Consider the following 20,776-nt stretch of genomic DNA (forward strand, 5'->3'; position numbering starts at 1 on the left):
GTGCTCACATCTGGGTGAACTGGTTCGCACCCCGGACGTCGGCGGCGCGGTACTCCGAGTTCGACTGGTAGACGGTCTGCCCGGTCTCGTCGAGCAGGTTGCGCATCTGCAGGATCGCCCAGTCCCACTTGGCCTTGGCGGCGGTGTAGGCGTTCTGCGCCTCACCGTGCCACTCGTGGCGCAGCGGCTGCAGCTCGCTCTCGAGCCGGTTCATGCGGTCGTCGATGTCCTTGACCATCTGGTGGAGGTCGGCGCCGGCCTGGTCGAGCCCGGCGTGCTGGACGAGGATGCCGTCGAGGGCGTTGAAGTCGGTCATGTCGTGGGTCCCTTCGGTCTACGGCGGTCAGACGGACGTGGAGACGTCGCCGAGACGGGACGCCGTGCGGGTGTAGTAGTCGCCCTGCTGCTCGTCGGTGGCGACGTTGGTGCGCTCGGTGACCTGCAGCGAGTTCTCGAACTCGTTGAGCGCGCCCACGATCATGCGCTGCTTCTCCTGCCAGGCCTCCTGGAGGATCTGGAACGCCCGGCTGCCGGAGCCGCCCCACTTGCCGTGGAGGTTGGCGATGTTGCTCTCGAGGGTGCCGGCGAGGCGGTCGAAGTCGACCTTGGCCTCCGCGACCAGGGCGGCCGCCCGGGTGAGGGTGCCCTCTCCCTGTCCGTAGGTGTTCTCGTGGGCCATGGTGCCCTTCCTTTCCCGAGGCGGCACGTCCGGCCGCTTGAAGTCTGGGGTTGTCTGGCTGGGATGGTGCTGGCGCCCGGTGAGCTCCTGGCCGGACATCCAGCGGTCTACCCGGGCCCCCCACCGCTAAACACGGAACTTGATTTCCCACAGGGTGCGGAACAGGCCGACCGCGACGACGGCGGCGCCGATGGCGAACGCCCCGGCCAGGCCCTCGGCCACCTCGGCCCGGCGCGACCACCACGCCGAGCGCCAGCCGCGGCCGGTCGCGACCGCGACCACCACCAGCAGCGCGGCGAGCAGGATGATCGCGATCGCCGCAGCGGTGCCGCGCCCGGCTCCGACCCGCTCGAGGAGCACCGCCAGCAGCGCCGCCCAGCAGGTCAGCCCCGCGCCGCGGAGCAGCGCGCGGGCGACCGCGTGGCGGTAGCTGCGGGCCGCCAGCAGGAGCGCGGCCCCGGCCAGGAGGACCACCGCCCGCGCGCCGACCCGGTCGACCGGCAGGGTGGCGGTGGCGAGCAGCATCGGCGCGCTGACCGCGGCGACCGCCCACGTGGCCGCGCTCGCCGCCACCACCAGGCGGGTGCCGCGCTCGGCCACCGCGGCGACGGCCTCCGGCGGCACCAGGGTGCGCCCGCGCCGCCCGGAGGGCCGCTCGCGCGCCGACCACGCGGTGACCGCGAGCCGCTCGATGTCGATGAGGTACTGGTCGGGCACGTCGACGGCCAGCGCGGGCACGAACCTGGCCGCCAGCATCGCCGCCAGCAGCAGCACCGCCCACACGACCTGGGGCGCGGTGCCGAGCAGCGCTCCGGCCGCGGAGACGACGAACACCGCGCCGCCCACCACCATCCAGACCCGCAGCGCCTCCTCGGCCCGCCGGTCCAGCGCGCGGGCCACGGCCGCGGTCACCGCGGCGACCAGCGCGGCCACGCCGAGCACGGTGGGCAACCGCTCCGGCCCCGGCCCCCAGGCGACGGCGTACGCCGCCGCGCCGGCCACGGCGGGGGCGACCACCAGCCGGGCCGTGACGTGGCGGCCGACCGGCACCAGGGCGAGCGCCGCGGTGGCGGCGAGGATCGCGACCGCCGCGTCGTGGTGGGTGCCGTCGGCGCGGGCCGCGAACCAGCCGGCGAGCACCGAGAGCGCGGTGGCGACGCAGCACCAGGCCGCCGCACCCGCGCCGGGACCGGCCGCCCGCTCGGGCGCCTCGCGCCGGGGGACGACCGCGGCGGCGCGCACGGCCCCCTCGGCCACCAGCAGGTCGCCGGTGCGGACCCCGGCCCGGCTGAGGGTGTCGTCGGGGGCGAGGGCGGCGCCGCCGGTGCTGCGGAGCGCGGGCGGCGCCGGCAGCCGGCACTGGGCGGCGTACTCGCGGGCGACGTCGGAGAAGCGCGCCTCGCCCGGGACCACCAGGTCGATGACGCCGGCCGGGCCGTGGACGGTCAGGGCCAGGCTGCCGGCGACCCGCCCGCCTGCCTGCATGCCGCCCTCCCGAGTGGTCCACGATGTCGTGCGTCAACCGACGACGATCGGGGTAGTACCCCCGTGGTGGCAGGTTAGTCCGACCGTTCCTGCCTGCCCGACGACGTACGACCGCAGGCCCGGTGCCGCGGACTCCCGGAAGGTGGCACCCAGTGACCAGCACGGCGCTGCGCGGCGGGCGGCTCGACGAGCCCGAGCTCCCCAGCGGTCAGGTCAAGCTCCAGGCACCCCCGCTGATCGAGCAGCACGAGGGTGCCTCCGGCGTGCTGATGAACGCCATCCCGATGCTCGGCAGCCTCGGCTCGATCGTGCTGGTCGCGACCATGGCCGGACGCGACACCGGCGGCCGCCACTACATCGCGGCCGGCATGTTCCTCTTCGCCACGATCGGCTTCATCGTCGTCCAGCTCGACCGGCAGCGGAAGCAGCGCGTGCAGCAGGTCACCGGGTCGCGCACGGAGTACCTGCGCTACCTGGCCAACGTGCGCCAGGTGGCGCGCGAGGCGGCCGAGCAGCAGCGGCGGGCGCTGACCTGGCACCACCCCGACCCGCGCACGCTGCCCGCGCTCGCGGCCGAGCGCTCCCGGCTGTGGGAGCACGGCAGCGCCGACCCGCGCTTCCTCCACGTGCGCTACGGCGTGTGCCACCAGCCGCTCTCGCTCGAGCTGGTGCCGCCCGAGAGCGCGCCGATCGACCAGGTCGACCCGGCCGCCGCGTCGGCGCTGCACCGGCTGCTGCTCGTGCACCGGGTGCAGCCCGACCTCCCGGCGGCGGTCGACCTCCAGGCCTTCGACCGGGTCGAGGTCTGCGGGCCCGAGGAGCCGGCCCGCGCGCTGGCTCGGGCGATGATCTGCTCGGCGACGGCGTTCCACTCCCCCGACCACCTCGTCGTGGCGGTGCTCGCCTCCGACCAGAACCTCGCCCACTGGGACTGGGTGAAGTGGCTGCCCCACGCGCAGAGCCCCCAGGAGTCGGACGCCGTCGGCCCGATGCGGATGGTGTCGACGTCGATCGACGAGCTCGCGACGCTGCTGCCGCCCGACCTCTCCGAGCGACCCCGGTTCGGCGCCGACGAGCGGCCCGCCGCGCCGCACATCCTGCTCGTCGTCGACGGCGGCGAGCTGCCGCCCGGCAACCACGTGGTGCCGCCCGACGGCGTGCACGGCGTGACCGTGCTCGACCTGCCGGCCCGGTGGGACGAGCTCGAGGACGCCAGCCGGCTGCGGCTCCAGCTCACCGGCGAGGAGGTCGAGGAGGGGCGCCAGGCGGTGCAGGCGCTGCGGCTGCGCGAGGAGCCGATCGCGGCGAAGGTCGACCAGTGCGACCTGTCGACGGCCGAGGCGTTCGCGCGTCGGCTGACCCCGCTGCACACCGTGACCACCGGCGTCGTCGAGTCGGCCGCACCCGACCTGACCGCCAGCGCGGACTTCATGGAGCTGCTCGGCCTCGGCGACGTGCGGGCCTTCGACACCGGGACCGCTTGGCGGGCGCGGCCCGCGCGCGACCGGCTGCGGGTGCCGATCGGCACCGGTGACGGCGGGGGGCTGGTGCACCTCGACATCAAGGAGTCGGCCCAGCAGGGCATGGGCCCGCACGGGCTGGTGATCGGCGCCACCGGTTCGGGCAAGTCGGAGTTCCTGCGCACGCTGGTGCTCGGGCTCGCGATGACCCACTCGCCGGAGCAGCTCAACCTCGTGCTCGTCGACTTCAAGGGCGGCGCGACGTTCGCCGGCATGGCCGAGATGCCGCACGTGTCGGCGGTGATCACCAACCTCGCCCAGGAGCTCACGCTCGTCGACCGGATGCAGGACGCCCTCTCGGGCGAGATGGTGCGTCGCCAGGAGCTGCTGCGCGAGGCGGGCAACTTCGCCTCGATCCGCGACTACGAGAAGGCCCGAGCCGCGGGCGAGCCGCTGGCGCCGATGCCGTCGCTGTTCATCGTCGTCGACGAGTTCTCCGAGATGCTCTCGGCCAAGCCCGAGTTCATCGACCTGTTCGTCGCCATCGGCCGGCTCGGCCGCTCGCTGGGCCTGCACCTGCTGCTCGCCTCGCAGCGCCTGGAGGAGGGCCGGCTGCGCGGCCTGGAGTCGCACCTGTCCTACCGGGTCGGCCTGCGCACGTTCTCGGCCCAGGAGTCGCGATCGGTGCTCGGCGTCCCCGACGCCTACGAGCTGCCGGCGGTCCCGGGCCTGGGCTACCTCAAGCCCGACCCGACCACGATGCTGCGGTTCAAGGCGGCGTACGTCTCGGGGCCGCCGTCGGGGCGGGTGCGGGTGCGCCGCGACGAGGGCGGCAAGCTGCAGGGCATCCTGCCGTTCACGATCTCGGAGGTGCAGTCGCTCGAGCTACCCGAGCCCGAGCCGGAAGCGCCGCCGGAGCCGGTGGACGAGCAGGAGCCGCTGCTCGAGGTCGCGGTCGAGCGGATGGCCGGCCACGGCCCGGCCGCCCACCAGGTCTGGCTGCCCCCGCTCGACGTGCCCGACACGCTCGACGAGCTGATGCCCGACCTGGCCGTCGACCCGGCGCTCGGGCTGGTCTCCGCGCAGTGGCGGGCGCTGGGCGGGCTCGTCGTGCCCCTCGGCACCGTCGACCGGCCGCGCGAGCAGCGCCGCGACACCCTCACCATCGACGTCAGCGGCTCGGCCGGTCACGTCGCCGTGGTGGGCGGTCCGCGCAGCGGCAAGAGCACCGCGCTGCGCACGGTCGTGACCAGCATGGCGCTGACCACCACGCCGCTGGAGTCGCAGTTCTTCGTGCTCGACTTCGGCGGCGGCACCTTCGCCCCGCTCGCCCGGCTGCCCCACGTGGCCGGGGTCGGCACCCGCTCCGAGCCCGACGTCGTACGGCGCGTGGTCGCCGAGCTCAAGGGCGTGGTCGACCGCCGCGAGGCCTACTTCCGCAGCAACGGCATCGACTCGATCGAGACCTACCGCACCCGCCGCGCCCAGGGCCGCGCCGACGACGGCTACGGCGACGTGTTCCTCGTCGTCGACGGGTGGGGCACGCTGCGCGCGGAGTTCGACGACCTCGAGCTCGAGCTCCAGCAGCTCTCCACCCGGGGCCTCACCTTCGGCCTTCACATCCTTGCCTCGGCCTCGCGGTGGGCGGACTTCCGCGCCGCGATGCGCGACATGTTCGGCACCAAGCTCGAGCTGCGGCTCGGCGACGCCCTCGACTCCGAGATCGACCGCAAGGTCGCCTCGCTGGTGCCGACCGGCCGACCGGGCCGGGGCCTGATCTCCAGCAAGCTGCACTGGCTGGCGGCCCTCCCGCGCATCGACGGCAACCCCGAGGCCGCCAGCCTGGGCGACGGTGTCGACGACCTGGTCGCCCGGGTGGCGGACGCCTGGACCGGCCCGAGCGGTCCCAAGCTCAGGCTGCTGCCCGACAAGATCTCCCTCGACGAGGTGCGGGCCCAGGCCGCGCGCACCGGGAGCGGGGACGGCGGACCGCTGCTGATCGGCATCAACGAGAAGGAGCTGGCCCCCGTGGGGCTCGACCCCGACTCCGAGCCCCACCTGCTGGTGCTCGGCGACGGCCGGTCCGGCAAGAGCGCGATGCTGCGCGCGCTGGCGCGGGAGATCATGCGCACCCGCAGCCCGCAGGAGGCGCAGCTCGTGGTGGTCGACTACCGCCGCTCGATGCTGGGCGAGGTGCCCGAGGAGTACCTGCTCAACTACCTCACCTCCGCGACCCAGGCCCAGCCCGCGCTGCGCGACCTCGCGGCGTACCTGGAGAACCGGATCCCGGGGCCGGACGTCACCCCCGACCAGCTGCGCAACCGGTCGTGGTGGAGCGGGGCCGAGGTCTTCGTGCTGGTCGACGACTACGACCTGGTCGCCACCCAGCAGGCCTCGCCGGTCGCAGCGCTGCAGCCGCTGCTGGCCCAGGCCCGCGACACCGGCCTGCACGTCGCCGTGGCCCGGCGCGCCGGCGGTGCCTCGCGCGCGCTCTACGAACCGGTCATCCAGACCCTGCGCGACCTGGCGATGCCCGGCCTGCTGCTCTCCGGCAGCGCCGAGGAGGGTCCGCTGATCGGCAACCTCCGCCCGACGCCGCTTCCGCCGGGCCGCGGCCGGCTGGTGACCCGCGACCGCGGCGTGGAGATGGTGCAGCTCGCCTGGACGGAGCCCACCGCCTGACCCGGCTCCTGATTCGGCGCCCGACTCAGGTGTGGGTGTGCACGCCGGGGCCGGAGATCTTCAGCCCCGGCAGGTCGGTGAGGTCGTAGGTCGCCTCGTAGGTGCGGCGGTAGCCGGTGTGGGCCACCCGCCAGCCGTCGGCGGTGCGGACGTAGCGGTCGTCGTAGATCGCGGCGCCCTCGAGCATGAACTTGAAGGCATCGACGATCACCTTGTCCTGCAGGTACCACCGGCCGGTGGCGGTGTCGCCGTCGACCTCGATCTCGGGGTGGTGGGCCTGGTGGAGGGTGAGCAGTCCATCGCCGAGGTTCTCGCGCATGTACGACACCAGCGCGGCCCGGTCGTCGAAGACCAGCCCGTTGTAGTCGCCGGTGGCCTCGGGCACGAAGCAGCCCTCGAACTCGTCCCACTGCTTGGTGTCGAGCGTGCGCAGGTAGCGGTGCTTGAGCCGGCTGATGTCGTGGATGTCGAGCAGCCGCTGGATCGCCTCGGAGTCGGTCACGCGGGCAACCTACCGCGGCGGAACCGACCGCGGGTGGGGCACGTCACACCGTGCTGGCCGGTCGTGAGACGAGCCTGTAACCGGCCGTCAACCTTCCGGCGACCTTTGCCGTCCACTCTGGGAGCACCCGGTGGCCACCGGTCCCACCACCACCGTCAGGAGGCCAGAAGATGGAGAACCCCACCCACGGCGCCGACCGGGACGTCGAGCGCATCATCGAGCAGCGGATGAGCCTCAAGTCCCGGCACTCGCAGGCCCTCTCGCAGCTGATGCTCGAGCGGGACGACCTGCGCGGGGTGCACGCCCTCGCCGACTTCGTCGACGACGGGCTGCGCTGGTCTGCCTGACCACGCGCGCGGCAGTCACGCACTGCCCACATACCGACGCAAGCACCAGCACGGCGGCCGGTCCCCGAGGGGCCGGCCGCCGTTGCGTGCGGGCCGGGGGCGACGACCGGCTCAGCGGCGCCCGGTCTTGAACAGGCCGCGCACGACCTCGCGGGCCGCGGTGCGCAGCACGTCCTTGAACGCGCTCGACTCCACGACGTCGCGGACGATGCTGCCGTCCTTCTTCGCCGGCGACCGCTTCGCCCGGGCCTTGGCCTCGGATGCCTTGGCCGTGGCGGCGTCGGTCGCCGCGGCGTCCTCGGCCTCCTTGGCCGCCCCGGCCTCGAGCTTGGCGGCGAGCAGCTCGCGGGCCGACTCGCGGTCGACGGACTTGGCGTACTTGGCGTGCCGCGGGCTCGAGGTCACCGTCGACTCCATCAGCGCGGGGTCGCTGGGGTCCATGAGCGACTCCGGCGCCCGGAGCCGGGTCCAGGCGACGGGCGTGGGCGCGCCCCGCTCGTTCATCACCGTCACGATCGCCTCGCCGATGCCGAGGCTGGTGATGACCTCGCCCAGGTCGTCGTAGGCCGAGCTGGGGTAGGTGTCGACCGTGGCCCGCAGCGCCTTGGCGTCGTTGGGGGTGTGGGCGCGCAGCTGGTGCTGCACCCGGGAGCCGAGCTGGGCCAGCACCTCGTCGGGCACGTCGGTGGGGCTCTGGGTCACGAAGAAGACGCCGACCGCCTTCGACCGGATCAGCCGCACCGTCTGGGCGACCTGGTCGAGGAACGCCTTGGAGGCGTCGCGGAAGAGCAGGTGGGCCTCGTCGAAGAAGAAGACGAGCTTGGGCTGGTCGGCGTCGCCGACCTCGGGCAGGTCGTGGAACAGGTCGGCGAGCAGCCACATCAGGAACGTCGAGAAGACGGCGGGGCGGTCCTGGAGGCGGGGCAGCTCGACCAGCGAGATCAGCCCGCGGCCGTCGGGGGTGGTCTGCAGCAGGTCGGCGCTCTCGAACTCCGGCTCGCCGAAGAAGGCGTCGGCGCCCTGGTCCTGGAACCCGATCAGCTCGCGCAGGATGACGCCGGCGGTCGCAGCCGAGAGGCCGCCGAGGTCCTTGAGGTCGGCCTTGCCCTCGTCGCTGGTGAGGTGGGCGACCACCGCCCGCAGGTCGGCGAGGTCGAGCAGCGGCAGGCCGGCCTTGTCGGCGTAGTGGAAGACCAGCCCGAGCGAGGACTCCTGGGTGTCGTTGAGCCCGAGCACCTTGCTGAGCAGGGTGGGGCCGAACGCCGACATGGTGACCCGCAGCGGGATGCCGGTGCCCTGGCCGCCGAGCGCGTAGAACTCGACCGGGAAGCCGCGGGCCTCCCACTGCTGGCCCACCGAGGCGGTGCGGGCCGAGAGCTTGTCGCTGGGCTCGCCGGGCGTGGCGAGCCCGGAGAGGTCGCCCTTGACGTCGGCGGCGAACACCGGCACGCCGTTGCTGCTGAGCTGCTCGGCGAGCAGCTGGAGGGTCTTGGTCTTGCCGGTGCCGGTGGCGCCCGCGACCAGGCCGTGGCGGTTGAGCATCGCCAGCGGGATCCGGATCCGGGTGTCGGTGAGGGTCTCGGCGTCGAGCATCAGGCCGCCCAGCTCGAGGGCGGTGCCCTCGAAGGAGTAGCCGGGGGCGACCTGCTGGACGACGGGGCTGTCGGCGTGGGCGCCGGGCGTCTCGCTCATGGCGGCCACCCTAGGGTGCCGGTCCCGGCGGCGGGAGGGCGCGGAGCCGGGCGCTCGTTACACTCGCCGCGTGATCTTCAAGCGCGTGGGCGACGGACGGCCGTACCCCGACCACGGGCTGTCGTCCAGCGCGTGGGCCGCGGTGCCGCCCCGACCGGTGCGCCTGGACCAGCTGATCACCACCAAGGACACGCTGCAGCTCGCGGCGCTCCTCGACGAGGACTCGACGTTCTACGGCGACCTGTTCGCCCACGTCGTGGAGTGGCGGGGCGAGTACTACCTCGAGGACGGCCTGCACCGCGCGCTGCGCGCGGCCCTGCAGCAGCGCAGCGTCCTGCACGCCCGCGTGCACCCGGTGGCGTCGTGAGCCCGAGCGCGCGGACCGCCGCGACCCTCGCGACGCTGGTGGTGCTGCTGGTCGGCGGCGTCGCCTGGGGTTTCTCGGCGATGACCGAGCCGTTCCCGCAGAGCGAGGACCCGCCGTTGTGCGAGGAGAAGGAGGTCACCGCCGGCTCCATGCTCAACCCGACCGAGGTGACCGTCAGCGTCCTCAACGCCAGCAACCGCGAGGGCCTGGCCGGGCGCACGATGTCGCTGCTCGTCGAGGAGGGCTTCGTGCGCGGCGGCGTCGGCAACGTGCCCGGCGACGTGCGCGTGCGGCGGGCCGAGATCCACACGACCGACCGCGACAGCCCCGCCGTGCAGCTGCTGCGCTCGTGGGTGGGCAGCAAGGTCAAGATCGTCGAGGACCCGAACGCCGGGCCGGCGATCGAGGTCTGGGTGGGCGACCGCTTCTCCGACGACCTGCGCAAGGGTGCCCGCAACGTCGCCGTGGAGGAGGACGCGGTCGTCTGCGGCCCCAGCGACCCGACCGCGACCGAGACTCCGCTCTGACCACGCCGGTGACCGGCTAGCGGTCGTCGAGCCACTGGGCCAGCCGGCCCTTCAGGCTGACCTGGCGCAGCCGCTCCTCGGTCTGCACCCGCACCTTGCGCGGCGTGACGACCAGCAGGTCGTCGCCGTGGCGCAGCACGGTCCGGCGCTCGGGCACCAGCGTCTCGCCGTCGCGGATCACCATCGACACCGACGCGCCGCGCGGCAGCCGCAGCTCGCCGACCTCCACGCCGTGCATCCGGGAGGCCGGGCTGATCGTGACCTGGAGCAGGTCGGCGGCCACCCGCTCCAGCGGGGCCGCCTCGATGTCGAGGTCGCGCGGCTCGGAGCGCCGGGCGACCCGCAGCACCCGGGCGACCGTGGGCAGCGTGGGTCCCGTGAGCAGCGTGTAGACGACCACCATCACGAACACGATGTCGAAGAGGCGCTCGGCGTCGTCGACCCCCTCCGCGAGCGGGATGGTCGTGAGCACGATCGGCACGGCGCCGCGCAGCCCCGCCCACGAGACGAAGCCGAGCTCGCGCCAGGGCCGGGGCTGCACCACCGCGCTGAGCACCACCGACAGCGGCCGGGCGACCAGCGTGAGCACCAGCCCCGCGACCAGGGCCAGCCCGACGATGTCGAGGTCGATCCGCCCGGGCGAGAGCAGCAGCCCGAGCATGACGAAGAGACCGATCTGCGCGAGCCACGCGATGCCCTCGCTGAACGAGCGGGTGGCCGCGCGGTGGGGCAGCTCGGAGTTGCCGAGCACCAGCGCGGCGACGTAGATCGCGGCGAAGCCGGAGGCGTGCACGGCCGCGGCGGCGCCGTAGCCGAGGAAGGCCAGGCAGAGCACGGCCAACGGGTAGAGGCCGGAGGAGGGCAGGGCGACCCGGCGCATCACCCAGGCGCCGCCGAAGCCCGCGGCCAGGCCGAAGGCGAGGCCCACGGCCAGCTCGAAGACCACGATGCCGACCGCGCCGAGCACGCCGTTGTCGGCGACCGCGTGGGTGGAGACCAGCGTGACGAGCACGACCGTGGGGGCGTCGTTGAGCCCCGACTCGGCCTCGAGCGGACCGACCACCCGGCGCGGCAGTGGCACGGTGCGCAGCACCGAGAAGACCGCTGCGGCGTCGGTGGGCGAGGTCACCGCCCCGAGCAGCACCGCCAGCTCCCAGGGCAGGCCGAGGACGTAGTGGCCCAGCACCGCGACCACCGCCACCGAGACCGAGACACCGATGGTGGCCAGCGAGGCGCCGAGCCTCATCGACGGCTTGATGTCGGCCCAGCTCGTGGTGAGCCCGCCCTCGGCGAGGATGACCGCCAGCGCCGCGAAGCCGAGCGCGTGGGCGAGCTGGGCGTCCTCGAACTGGATGCCCAGCCCGGACTCCCCCAGCGCGACGCCCATGAGCAGGTAGATCAGGAGGCTCGGCAGCCCGGCGCGCGACGAGACCCGCACCGCGAGGATGGCCAGCAGCGTGACCCCGGACCCCCACAGCACAGCGGTGTCGAGTGCGTGGACGTCGAAGGACATGTCACCTCGCGGGGAGCAGGGGCGGCGAGTCCGCAGTCTATCGGCGCCCCGCCTCCGCCCCGACCGCGCGCGCGACGCCGGACGGCCCTCCAGCTGGCGCTCCAGGTGGCGCTCCAGGTGGCGCTCCAGGTGGCGCTCCAGGTGGCGCTCCAGTTGACCCCCCGGGATGGCCTCCGGGAGGGTGCGAGCTCAGGTGGTGGGCGTGTAGCCGGGACGCCCGGCGGCGTCCCACTCCTCCCAGAACGACGTGAACTCCTCGCCGAGGAACGGGTCGCCGCCGGTCATCGCGATGCCGCCGCGGCGCACGGTCCAGTCCCAGGGGGCGAGCTCCTGGGCGGCCGCGAGGTGGCGCCGGGCGGCGTCGGTGCGACCCGAGCGCTGCAGGTGGGCCGCGACCCGGCGGTGGGCGAGCGCCCGCTGCTCGTCGTCGGTGCGCACCGGTGGCTCGGCGTCCGCGCTCTCGGGCAGCACCCCGTCGCGCGCCCAGGCCCGCAGCAGCTCGTGGTGCTGCTCGGCGGAGATCTTCGTGAAGTCGACGAACTGGTCGTCGCCGGGCGCGATCGTGGGCGGCTTCACGATCCGGTCGTCCTCGTCGACCCACACCACGCTCGGCACGTTGGTGATGCCGTAGCGCTCGGCGGTGACGTGGGCGGTGTCGACCGCGACGGGGTACGACGGCGCGCCGGCCTCGATCCACGGCCGCGAGTCCTCGGGGTCGGCGTCGAGCGCGACCGAGAACAGCTTGAGGCCGGTGTCGGCGAGCTCCTGCTGGAGCCGCTCCCAGCCGGCGAGCTCGTGGCGGCACCCGCACCAGCTGGCCCAGGTGACCAGCACCCGCTTGTGGCCGGACTGCTCGTCGAAGGAGACGGGGTTGCCGTCGACGTCCGTCAGTACCAGGGACGGGGCGCGGCCGTCGGCGGCCTGGCGGGCATGGGTCTCGGCGCTCGGCGCCAGGGCGGCGACCCCCTCGTCGGCGTCGTGGACCAGGAGCAGCCCAAGGGCGGCGGCCCACGCGGCGAGGTCGATGCGGTCGGGACGCTCGGGGACGGCGACCACCCGGCCGAGGAGCGGCACGCAGGTCTCGTCGCGGCACAGCCCCTCGGGCTTGAGCACCCAGCCGGTCGCGGCGGTGAGGTCGGCGGCCGCGACGAGGCCGCCCTCGGCCGCGAGCTCGTGGGCGTGTCCGTCGAGGTCGACCAGGGTCAGGCTCGGCACCGGGTCACCTTCGCACAGAACTGGAACTTGTTCTAGATTTGCGCCCATGACGACCGCGCTTCCCGACGTCCTCCCCGCCTCCGGGTTGCCCGCCGACGCCGAGGAGCACGACGTCGTCGTCATCGGGTTCGGCATCGCCGGCGGCTGCGCGGCGCTGGAGGCGGCGCGGGCCGGTGCGCGGGTGCTGCTGCTCGAGCGTGCCGCCGTGGCGGGCGGGACCACGTGCATGGCCGGCGGCCACTTCTACCTCGGCGGCGGCACCGCCGTGCAGCGCGCCACCGGGCACGACGACTCCGCCGAGGAGATGTACAAGTACCTCGTCGCCAACTCCCTCGACCCCGAGCACGACAAGATCCGCGCCTACTGCGACGGCTCGGTCGAGCACTTCGACTGGCTGGAGGCGCTGGGCTTCGAGTTCGAGCGCTCCTTCTACCCCGAGAAGGCGGTCATCCAGCCCGGCACCCAGGGCCTGATGTACACCGGCAACGAGAAGGTCTTCCCCTACCGCGACCAGGCCGTCCCGGCGCCGCGCGGCCACAAGGTGCCGGTACCGGGCGACACCGAGGGCGCCCGGATCGTGGTCGACCTGCTGCGCCAGCGCTGCGAGGAGGCCGGGGTCGAGGTGCGCTACGAGACCGCCGCCACCAACCTCGTCGCCGACGAGGCCGGCGCCGTGGTGGGCGTGGCCTGGCGGCGCTTCGCCGAGACCGGCCTGGTCCGCGCCCGCGGGGTGGTGGTCGCGGCCGGCGGCTTCGTCGCGAACGCCGAGATGGTCGCCGAGCACACCCCGGCGCTCGGCTCGAAGCTGTTCCCGCTCGCGTCCACCTACGACGACGGGCTCGGCATCCGGCTCGGCGCCTCCGCGGGAGCGGAGCTCAAGCACATGGACGAGCCGTTCATCACCGCGCCGTTCTACCCGCCGTCGTCGCTGGTGAAGGGGCTGATCGTCAACAAGGACGGGCAGCGCTTCGTCGCCGAGGACAGCTACCACGCCCGCACGTCGTACCACGTGATGGCGCAGCGCGACTCCGCGGCGTACCTCATCGCCGACAGCGACCACATGGACGAGCAGACGATGCCGCTGGTGAAGTTCCTCGACGGCTACGAGACCGTGGCCGAGATGGAGGCCGGGATCGGGCTGCCCGCGGGGTCGCTGGTCGCGACCATGGCGCGCTACAACGAGCACGCGGCGCGGGGCGAGGACCCCGACTTCGGCAAGCACCCCGACTGGTTGGCCCCGCAGACCACCGGACCGTGGGGCGTCTACGACCTGTCGCTCGGCGTCGCGCTGTACGCCGGGTTCACGCTCGGCGGCATCCGCACTACGGTCGACGGCGAGGCGGTGCGGCCCGACGGGTCGGTCGTGCCCGGCCTCTACGCCGCCGGCGCGTGCGCCTCCAACATCGCCCAGGACGGTCAGGGCTACTGCTCGGGCACCCAGCTCGGCGAGGGGTCGTTCTTCGGGCGCCGCGCCGGGCGGCACGCCGCGGCGCTGAGCGCACCGGTCTGAGACCCCACCCGGCCGGGTGGGCGCCCGACCTCTCGGCCAGAACCTCGGGTTGTCGGCCAGAACTCCGGCCGACCAGTGCGGGTTTCCCCGGTTCACCGGGGAAACCACTCCCCGCCGTACAGTCGCAGGCGTGAACCGCTTCCAGGTGGCGACCCGGGCGAACGTGCCGCCGTTCCACGTGATGGACCTGCTGGCGGCGGCGACCGAGCGGCAGCGCACCCACGGCGACCTGCTCGACCTGCTGGCCGGCCAGCCGAGCACCGGCGCGCCGCGCAGCGTCGCCGAGGAGGCGGTGCGGCTGCTCGGCAGCGGCGACCCCCTCGGCTACACCCCCGCGCCCGGGATCCGCGAGCTCCGGGAGGCCATCTCCGAGCACCACCGGCGCACCCACGGCATCGAGGTCGCCGCCGAGGAGGTCGTGGTGACCACCGGCAGCAGCGGCGGGTTCCTGCTGGCGTTCCTCGCGGCGTTCGAGGTCGGCGACCGGGTCGCGATGGCCCGGCCCGGCTACCCCTGCTACCGCAACGTCCTCACCGCGCTCGGCTGCGAGGTGGTCGAGATCCCCACCGGCCCGGAGTCGCGATTCCAGCCCACCGTCGAGCAGGTCGCCGCGCTCGACGACGTGCGGGGGCTGGTGATCGCCAGCCCGGCCAACCCCACCGGCACCATGTTGCTCCCCGACGAGCTCGCCGCGCTGGCCCGCCACTGCGAGGATCGCGGCATCCAGCTGATCTCCGACGAGATCTACCACGGCATCGAGTACGCCCCGCTCGACGGCGAGGCACCGCTGGCGCGCAGCGCCTGGGAGACCAGCCGCGAGGCCGTGGTGTTCTGCTCGTTCAGCAAGTACTTCTCGATGACCGGCTGGCGGATCGGCTGGATGCTGGTGCCCGAGCGCCTCCGCCGCGCGGTCGACGTGCTCACCGGCAACTTCACGATCTGCCCGCCGGTGATCGCCCAGCGAGCCTGCCTCGCCGCGTTCGCGCCGGCGTCGTACGCCGAGCTCGACGGCCACGTCCGGCGCTACGCCGGCAACCGCCGGCTGCTGCTCGACGGCCTGCCCCGGCTGGGGATCGAGCGGCTGGCACCGGCCGACGGCGCGTTCTACGTCTACGCCGACGTCGGCCACCTCACCGACGACACGATGGCCTTCACCCACGACCTGCTCGCGCGCACCGGGGTGGCGATGGCCCCCGGTGTCGACTTCGACACCGTCGACGGGCAGCGCTTCGTGCGGATGAGCTTCGCCGGCCCGGGCGCGGTGATCGAGGCGGCGCTCGAGCGGCTCTCCACAGCCCTCTGAGCCCCGGGTTTCCGGCTTCGGGGCCGCGGGGAGGAGCGGCGTGGACCACACGCCTGCTTCCCGGAGGGCTCCCATGTACGGCGACACCACCGTCATCCGTCGGTTGGCCACCGACCTGCGCCACCAGGCCACCGACATCCGCGTCGAGGCCGACCGGCTCGTCGGCCACGCCGAGGCCACCCGCTGGACGGGCCTGGCCGCAGACGCGCTGCGGCGCCGTTCGCGCGAGCGGGCGGCCGACCTGCGGCGCAGCGCCTCGCTCCACGACGACGCGGCCGACGCCCTCGACCGGCACGCCGCCGAGGTCGACCGGCTCAAGGAGCTGATCGCCGCGATCGAGCGGCGGGTGCTGGCGATGGTCGCCGCCGCCCGCGAGCGGCTGGCCTCGCTGGCCGGGCTGCTGCTCGACGGCATCCGCGCGATCGCCCCCGACCCGGTCGACGAGCTGCTCGACCGCTTCGTCCCACCGCCCCACGGGAGCAAGGCCTGGCTCGACGTCGACCTGCCGGGGGTGGCCTGATGCCGGCCCTCGCCCCCGACGGCACCGCCGTCCGCCCGCCGCTGGAGCTGCCGCGGCGCGACCGGCTGCCCCGGACCCTGGTCGAGCGGCAGGCGCTGGCGCTCGACGTGCCGCTGCCCTGGCCGGTGTCCGCCCCGGCCGGTCCGCCGCCCGGGGACCCCGAGCCCTGGCTGGTCGAGGCGCTGCGCCGGCACGCCGCTCCCGAGGTGGTCCTCGACGTCGACGTGGCGGTCATCCGACGGCGGCGCACCCGCCGGGTGCGGGCCTGGCACCGGCTCCGGGGCGACCGGATCGCCACGCTCGCCACGGCCGGCGGGGAGGTCGAGGTGGGCCTGGTGCCGCTGCGCTGGTGGCGGGCCGAGCTGGCCCGGGTCGCCACCGTCGCCCTCGACGGCGCCGACCCCCCGCCGCCGCGGTCTGTCGAGCTGCCCCACGAGCTGCTGCTGGCCGGCGGCCACCCCGACCCACGGGTCCGTGGCGAGCTGCTCGCCCGCCACGGTGCCGCCGTACGGGCTCCGGGCGACCCCGCCGCGGGCGAGGTGGTCGCGCTGCTCCACCGTCCGGTCGCCCGGCTGCAGGCCGTGGTCGCGGCCGGCACGCGGATCGGCTGGACCTCCTGGCTGGGCTACGGCGACGGCTGGCGGCGACTCGTGCCGGTGGTCCGCGACGGGCGGGCCACGGTGCGGGTCGAGCCGATCGGTCCCGGCGACCTCGGCGTCGACGTCGCCCGCCTGGTGGCGCAGGTGCGGCCGTGACCGACGAGCCGACCGTTCTCGGGGTCCGCGGCGGCTCCTCCGGCCTGGCCGCGTCGTACGAGCGTGTCCGGGCGCTGGCCGACACCTACGACGCCGCCGGCGACCGGATGCGCGGCTGGGCCGGGCTCGGCGCCCGCACCATGACCGACGACGACCTGCTGGAGTCGTCGATCCTCTCGCCGCTCACCTTCGCCGAGGCCGAGGCCGCGGTGCTGGCCGCCACGACCGGCCCCGACGGTGTGCTGGTCGAGTCGTGGGGCTGGGAGACCGACGCCGTGCTGATCCGGCTGACGGTCGAGGCCCTGGAGACCACCGACGAGCTGGTGCGCACGTCGTTCGAGGTGCTCGACCACGCCACCGGCCGGGTGCTCGGCTGGTCGGTGACCGCCGGCGCACCGCTGCTGCTCGCCGGCGCGGCCGCGCTCGCGGTCGCCTACGCCGCGCTGCCGCCCGCCGCCCAGGCCGAGGTCCGCGAGCAGGGCGGCCGGGCGCTGCAGGACCTGCTGACCGACCACCCCGAGCTGGTCCAGCACGTCGTCAACGGCGGGGGCGGGCTGCTCGACGGGCTCTGGGACGGCCTCACACCCGGCCCGGTCGGTGGCCCCCTGGGCCTGCCGTCGTTCCACCCCGACACCGGCGCCGCCGCGGGCACGCTGTCCGCGCTGTACCCCGGCCCCGGCGCCGTGGAGGTGCGACCGCTCGACGTCGACGTCCCCGGCAGCGGGCAGCAGCCGGGCAGCCTCCACGACCTCGTCACCCACCTCGCCGAGGTGGCCGGGCTCTCCGACGACCCCGACTCGCCGTACAACGGCACCATCCAGGTCGAGACGGTCACCGGCCCGGACGGCCAGGTCGGCCACATCGTCTACCTGCCCGGCACCGACGACCTGACCACGCTCCCCTGGACCCAGGACGGCGACATCCGCGACCTGGCCACCAACCTCCAGCTCGTCGACGGGGCGGCCAACCCCTACCAGGACGGCATCCTCGAGGCGATGGAGCAGGCCGGCATCGGGCCCGACGAGCCGGTGCTGCTGGCCGGTCACTCCATGGGGGGCATGACCGCGGCCGCGATCCTCGGCCAGGGCAGCCCCTTCGACGTCACCGACGTGGTCACCCTGGGCGCGCCCACCGCCCACGTCGACGGCTTCCCCAGCGGCTCCCACGTGCTGTCGCTGGAGCAGCACGGCGACGTGGTGCCGCTGCTCGACGGCGAGGACAACCCCGACTCCCCCGAGCAGGTGACCGTCACCTTCGACGCCGGCGCGCCGGCCGACGGCGGGCTGGAGGACCACCACGACCACGACACCTACGCCGTCGGCGCCGCCGCGGTCGACGCCTCCGACCACCCGTCGGTGCAGGACGCGCTGGGCTCGCTCACCGGTCACGGCTACCTCGGCGACGGCGACGGGGTCACCGTCACCAGCCAGGTCTTCCAGATCACCCGCGCCCCGCGCGCCGCGGGGCCCGGGGGTGTTTCGTGAGCGGGACCCCCGGGAAGGGGCAGGACATGTACGGCGACCCCGAGCTGATGCGCAGGCACGCCGGGCGGCTGCGCGAGCAGGGCGTCGACCTGCGCGCGCTCGCCGACCAGCTGGTCGGCCAGGCCGAGTCGATCGCCTGGTCGGGCCGCGCCGCCGAGGCGATGCGGGCCCGGATCGCCACCCGCGCCGCCCACCTGCGCGAGTGCGCCGGCCGCCACGAGACCGCGGCGGAGTCGCTCGAGGAGCACCTCGAGGAGGTCGAGGTGCTGCGCGAGGCGATCGCCGACACCGAGCGCCGGGTCGGGGTCCTGGTCGCCGACGCGCGGGCCCGGGTCGCGCGGCTCCGGGACGGCGAGGGCGGGGTCGAGGTCCTGCCCGACCCCGTCGACGAGGAGCTCACCGAGTTCGAGCCGCCGCCCCCGGGGCACAAGGACTGGCTCACCGTCAGCCTTCCGGGCCTGTGACGCGATGAGCGTCGTCGACCTCGGCACCCCGCCACCCCGACCGGCGGGGCTGCTCGACGCCCTGCCGCGGCGGGTCACCCTGACCCTGCCCGAGCTGCGCCTGGTCGCCGAGCGGGCCGGCGGGGCCCCGCTGCCCTTCGACGAGGTCTCCGACGACCCGGCCGGCGCGCCCACGCTCGAGGGCCGGCTCGGCGCGACCCGGTCGTCGACCGACGCCGCCCTCCGGGCCGCCGCGCTCGCGAGCCTGCCCGACCCCGGCACCTCGCTCTCGCGGCGGGGCCTGCTCGTGGGTCCGCCCGGCGACGGCGTCGTCGACGAGGGGCTGCTGGGCGCCGTGGGCCTGCTGGCCACCCCCACCCTCGCGCTCGACCTCGACGTGGCGGTCGCCGGCGCGCAGGCCCGTGCCTGGCACCGGCGCAGCGGCGACGCGGTGGCCGCGCTGTCGACGTCCGACGGGCTGGTCTTCGAGCTGGCCTGGTTCCCGACCACGGCGTGGGCCGGCGAGGTGGCCCGGGTGGCGGTGCTTCCCGAGGACCTTCCCCTGCGCGACTCCGACGTCCCCGACCTCGACCTGCCCTACGAGCTCGCGGACGCCGGGGCCGAGGCGGTGCGCACCCACCGCGCCGACCTGCTGCCGGTGCTGGTGGCGCAGCACGCCGGCGAGGTGGTCACCCCCGACGGCGACCCGGTGCCCGACGCCGAGGCCGCCGCCGCCCTCGGCGCCCTCGCCGAGGAGGCGCAGGGTCGGGTGCGGGCGCTGGTGGCCGACGTCTCGGGCCGCGACACCACCGTGGTGGGCGTCGTGGCCTGGACGCTCCTCGCCGACGGCTGGCGCTCGCTGACGCCCGTGGCCGACGACGACGGGCTGCGGGTGCGGGTGCGGCGGGTCGAGCCCGACCGGCTCGCGGCCGAGCTCGCGCCGGTGATCGCCCTGGTCGAGACCGGGCGGCCGGCATGACCCCGCCCACCCCCGAGACGCGGGCCCAGGCTGCCGACCTCGCCGACCAGTACGAGCAGATGCTCCGCCTGGCCGACTCCTTCGACGCCACCGGCGACGAGCTCCGGGCCCGGGCGGGGCTGGGGGCCGAGATCCTGCGCGACCCCGCGGTCGCCGAGTCCGCCGACCTGTCCCGGGCCACCCACACCCAGGTCGAGGACGACGTCCGCGCGGCGACCACCGGCAAGCACGGACTGCTGACCCGCTCGGTCGAGCTCGACGCCGACGCGCTGGTGGTGCGCGCGACCGTGCTGACCTACCAGTGGATCGACGACCTGCGCAGCGTCGCCACCGAGACCCTGGGCGCGATCGCGGGCCGCGCGGTCGGCTACCTCGCCCCCTCGGTCGCGCTCGGCGGCACCCTGGTGCAGGCGGGCCTGATCGAGACCGACGCCCTCGACCGCGACAGCGTCGCGGCGTACCTCAACGAGCTGGCCGAGGCCCACCCCGAGCTGCTCGAGCACGTCGCCAGCGGCGGCGGGCTGCTCGACGGGCTGCAGATGCGCTCGCTGCTGACCAGCGCCGCGCTCGCCGGCGACGACGGCCGGGCCGCGGCGCGCGGCGGTCTGCGCGCGATCGGCGTCGCCCCGGTGCCGGCAGGGGTCTCCGGGGCGCTCCGCGACGTCGCCGGCGCGCTGCTCGACGAGCCGGGGGAGGTGGTGCCGACCGGCGAGGGCCCGCTCGACGCCCGCCCGGGCTCGGTGCAGGACCTGATGGCCGCGCTCCACCGGACCCGCGGCAGCGTCAGCGTCCAGCCAGCCGCCCCCGGACGCTGGATCGCGTACCTGCCGGGGCCCGGTGCGGGCGAGGGGCGACGGCTGCGCCTGGTCGGCGCCGACACCGCCGGCTACACCGCGCACGCCGTGCGCGCCATCGAGAAAGCGGTCGGCGACGGACACGGCGCCCGGGTGATGCTGGTCGGGTCGGCCGCCGGTGGCGTCAGCGCCGCAGAGATCGCGGCCGCGGGCGGGTCGGCGGCGTTCACCGTCGACCAGGTGGTGACCGCCGGGGCGCCGTCGGCGCACGTGCCGCGGGTGCCCGAGACGACCCACGTGCTCGCGCTCGAGGACCGCGCCGACCCGGTGGCGCTCCTGGGCTCGCTGGTCAACGCCGGGCTGTCCAACCGGCTCACGGTCGTCTTCGACGCCGACGCGGCGTCGTCCGACGAGAGCGTCTACGTCGTGGGCGGGCGGGCCGCCGACCGCGCCGACCACCCCGACGTGCGGGCGGTGGTCGACCGCCTCCACGACCTGGGCTACCTCGCCGGCTGACCC

Annotated in this window: 19 protein-coding genes; 12 read left to right on the forward strand and 7 right to left on the reverse strand. The window is 74.9% G+C overall.

Features of this window, described 5'->3' with window-relative positions:
- Positions 1-4 precede the first annotated feature (4 nt).
- From JT721_RS08845 to JT721_RS08855, 3 genes are all read right to left on the reverse strand, one after another.
- Positions 5-316 carry a WXG100 family type VII secretion target gene (locus JT721_RS08845; RefSeq protein WP_205472654.1) on the reverse strand — a complete coding sequence of 104 codons (312 nt, stop codon included), beginning with the start codon at positions 314-316 and terminating at the stop codon, positions 5-7.
- Positions 317-343: 27 nt separating this feature from the next.
- Positions 344-679, reverse strand: coding sequence for a WXG100 family type VII secretion target (locus JT721_RS08850; RefSeq protein ID WP_205472655.1), 336 nt, complete (start codon positions 677-679; stop codon positions 344-346).
- A gap of 126 nt (positions 680-805) precedes the next feature.
- Positions 806-2,164: an EsaB/YukD family protein gene (locus JT721_RS08855; RefSeq protein ID WP_205472656.1), complete on the reverse strand. Its 1,359-nt coding sequence runs from the start codon at positions 2,162-2,164 to the stop codon at positions 806-808.
- Positions 2,165-2,316: 152 nt separating this feature from the next.
- Between JT721_RS08855 and eccCa the strand changes: the two genes are divergently transcribed.
- The gene (eccCa, locus tag JT721_RS08860) at positions 2,317-6,306 is read left to right on the forward strand and encodes a type VII secretion protein EccCa (RefSeq protein WP_205472657.1); all 3,990 of its coding nucleotides are present in this window, start codon (positions 2,317-2,319) and stop codon (positions 6,304-6,306) included.
- 25 nt (positions 6,307-6,331) lie between these two features.
- Here the strand turns inward: eccCa and JT721_RS08865 are convergent, their stop codons facing one another.
- Entirely contained in the window at positions 6,332-6,808 is a 477-nt protein-coding gene (locus tag JT721_RS08865; RefSeq protein ID WP_307827961.1) for a nuclear transport factor 2 family protein, read from the reverse strand.
- A gap of 170 nt (positions 6,809-6,978) precedes the next feature.
- Here JT721_RS08865 and JT721_RS08870 point away from each other — a divergent pair, with 170 nt between their 5' ends.
- A complete protein-coding gene (locus JT721_RS08870) occupies positions 6,979-7,155 on the forward strand; it encodes a hypothetical protein (protein WP_205472658.1) in 177 nt (58 codons plus the stop codon).
- A 111-nt stretch (positions 7,156-7,266) separates the two neighbouring features.
- On the opposite strand, the gene JT721_RS08875 is transcribed toward JT721_RS08870, so the two are convergent.
- Positions 7,267-8,847, reverse strand: a complete 1,581-nt coding sequence (locus JT721_RS08875) for a helicase HerA-like domain-containing protein (RefSeq protein ID WP_205472660.1) — start codon at positions 8,845-8,847, stop codon at positions 7,267-7,269.
- 70 nt (positions 8,848-8,917) lie between these two features.
- On the opposite strand from JT721_RS08875, the gene JT721_RS08880 reads away from it, so the two are divergent.
- On the forward strand, positions 8,918-9,214 hold the full coding sequence (locus JT721_RS08880; RefSeq protein WP_205472661.1) for a type II toxin-antitoxin system VapB family antitoxin: 297 nt from the start codon (positions 8,918-8,920) through the stop codon (positions 9,212-9,214).
- Complete coding sequence (locus JT721_RS20785) at positions 9,211-9,741, forward strand: LytR C-terminal domain-containing protein (RefSeq protein ID WP_205472662.1); 531 nt, start codon at positions 9,211-9,213, stop codon at positions 9,739-9,741. The genes JT721_RS08880 and JT721_RS20785 overlap by 4 nt, the downstream gene beginning before the upstream one ends.
- Positions 9,742-9,757: 16 nt before the next feature.
- Here the strand turns inward: JT721_RS20785 and JT721_RS08890 are convergent, their stop codons facing one another.
- Both JT721_RS08890 and JT721_RS08895 read right to left on the reverse strand, forming a co-directional pair.
- Positions 9,758-11,254, reverse strand: coding sequence for a potassium/proton antiporter (locus JT721_RS08890; protein WP_205472663.1), 1,497 nt, complete (start codon positions 11,252-11,254; stop codon positions 9,758-9,760).
- 189 nt (positions 11,255-11,443) lie between these two features.
- The gene (locus JT721_RS08895; RefSeq protein WP_205472664.1) at positions 11,444-12,469 is read right to left on the reverse strand and encodes a TlpA disulfide reductase family protein; all 1,026 of its coding nucleotides are present in this window, start codon (positions 12,467-12,469) and stop codon (positions 11,444-11,446) included.
- A 46-nt stretch (positions 12,470-12,515) separates the two neighbouring features.
- On the opposite strand from JT721_RS08895, the gene JT721_RS08900 reads away from it, so the two are divergent.
- From JT721_RS08900 to JT721_RS08935, 8 genes are all read left to right on the forward strand, one after another.
- The gene (locus JT721_RS08900) at positions 12,516-13,979 is read left to right on the forward strand and encodes an FAD-binding protein (protein ID WP_205472665.1); all 1,464 of its coding nucleotides are present in this window, start codon (positions 12,516-12,518) and stop codon (positions 13,977-13,979) included.
- 130 nt (positions 13,980-14,109) lie between these two features.
- Positions 14,110-15,282, forward strand: a complete 1,173-nt coding sequence (locus JT721_RS08905; protein WP_307827962.1) for a pyridoxal phosphate-dependent aminotransferase — start codon at positions 14,110-14,112, stop codon at positions 15,280-15,282.
- 73 nt (positions 15,283-15,355) lie between these two features.
- Positions 15,356-15,802, forward strand: coding sequence for a hypothetical protein (locus JT721_RS08910; RefSeq protein ID WP_205472666.1), 447 nt, complete (start codon positions 15,356-15,358; stop codon positions 15,800-15,802).
- A complete protein-coding gene (locus tag JT721_RS08915) occupies positions 15,802-16,557 on the forward strand; it encodes a hypothetical protein (RefSeq protein ID WP_205472667.1) in 756 nt (251 codons plus the stop codon). Before JT721_RS08910 ends, JT721_RS08915 begins: the two co-directional genes overlap by 1 nt.
- On the forward strand, positions 16,554-18,041 hold the full coding sequence (locus JT721_RS08920; RefSeq protein WP_205472668.1) for a hypothetical protein: 1,488 nt from the start codon (positions 16,554-16,556) through the stop codon (positions 18,039-18,041). Before JT721_RS08915 ends, JT721_RS08920 begins: the two co-directional genes overlap by 4 nt.
- Positions 18,038-18,505, forward strand: a complete 468-nt coding sequence (locus JT721_RS08925) for a hypothetical protein (RefSeq protein WP_307827963.1) — start codon at positions 18,038-18,040, stop codon at positions 18,503-18,505. The genes JT721_RS08920 and JT721_RS08925 overlap by 4 nt, the downstream gene beginning before the upstream one ends.
- A 4-nt stretch (positions 18,506-18,509) precedes the next feature.
- On the forward strand, positions 18,510-19,463 hold the full coding sequence (locus JT721_RS08930) for a hypothetical protein (protein ID WP_205472669.1): 954 nt from the start codon (positions 18,510-18,512) through the stop codon (positions 19,461-19,463).
- On the forward strand, positions 19,460-20,773 hold the full coding sequence (locus JT721_RS08935) for a hypothetical protein (protein WP_205472670.1): 1,314 nt from the start codon (positions 19,460-19,462) through the stop codon (positions 20,771-20,773). The genes JT721_RS08930 and JT721_RS08935 overlap by 4 nt, the downstream gene beginning before the upstream one ends.
- Positions 20,774-20,776 lie beyond the last annotated feature (3 nt).

This window comes from Nocardioides sp. SYSU D00038 (assembly GCF_016924665.1).
Lineage (GTDB): Bacteria > Actinomycetota > Actinomycetes > Propionibacteriales > Nocardioidaceae > Nocardioides.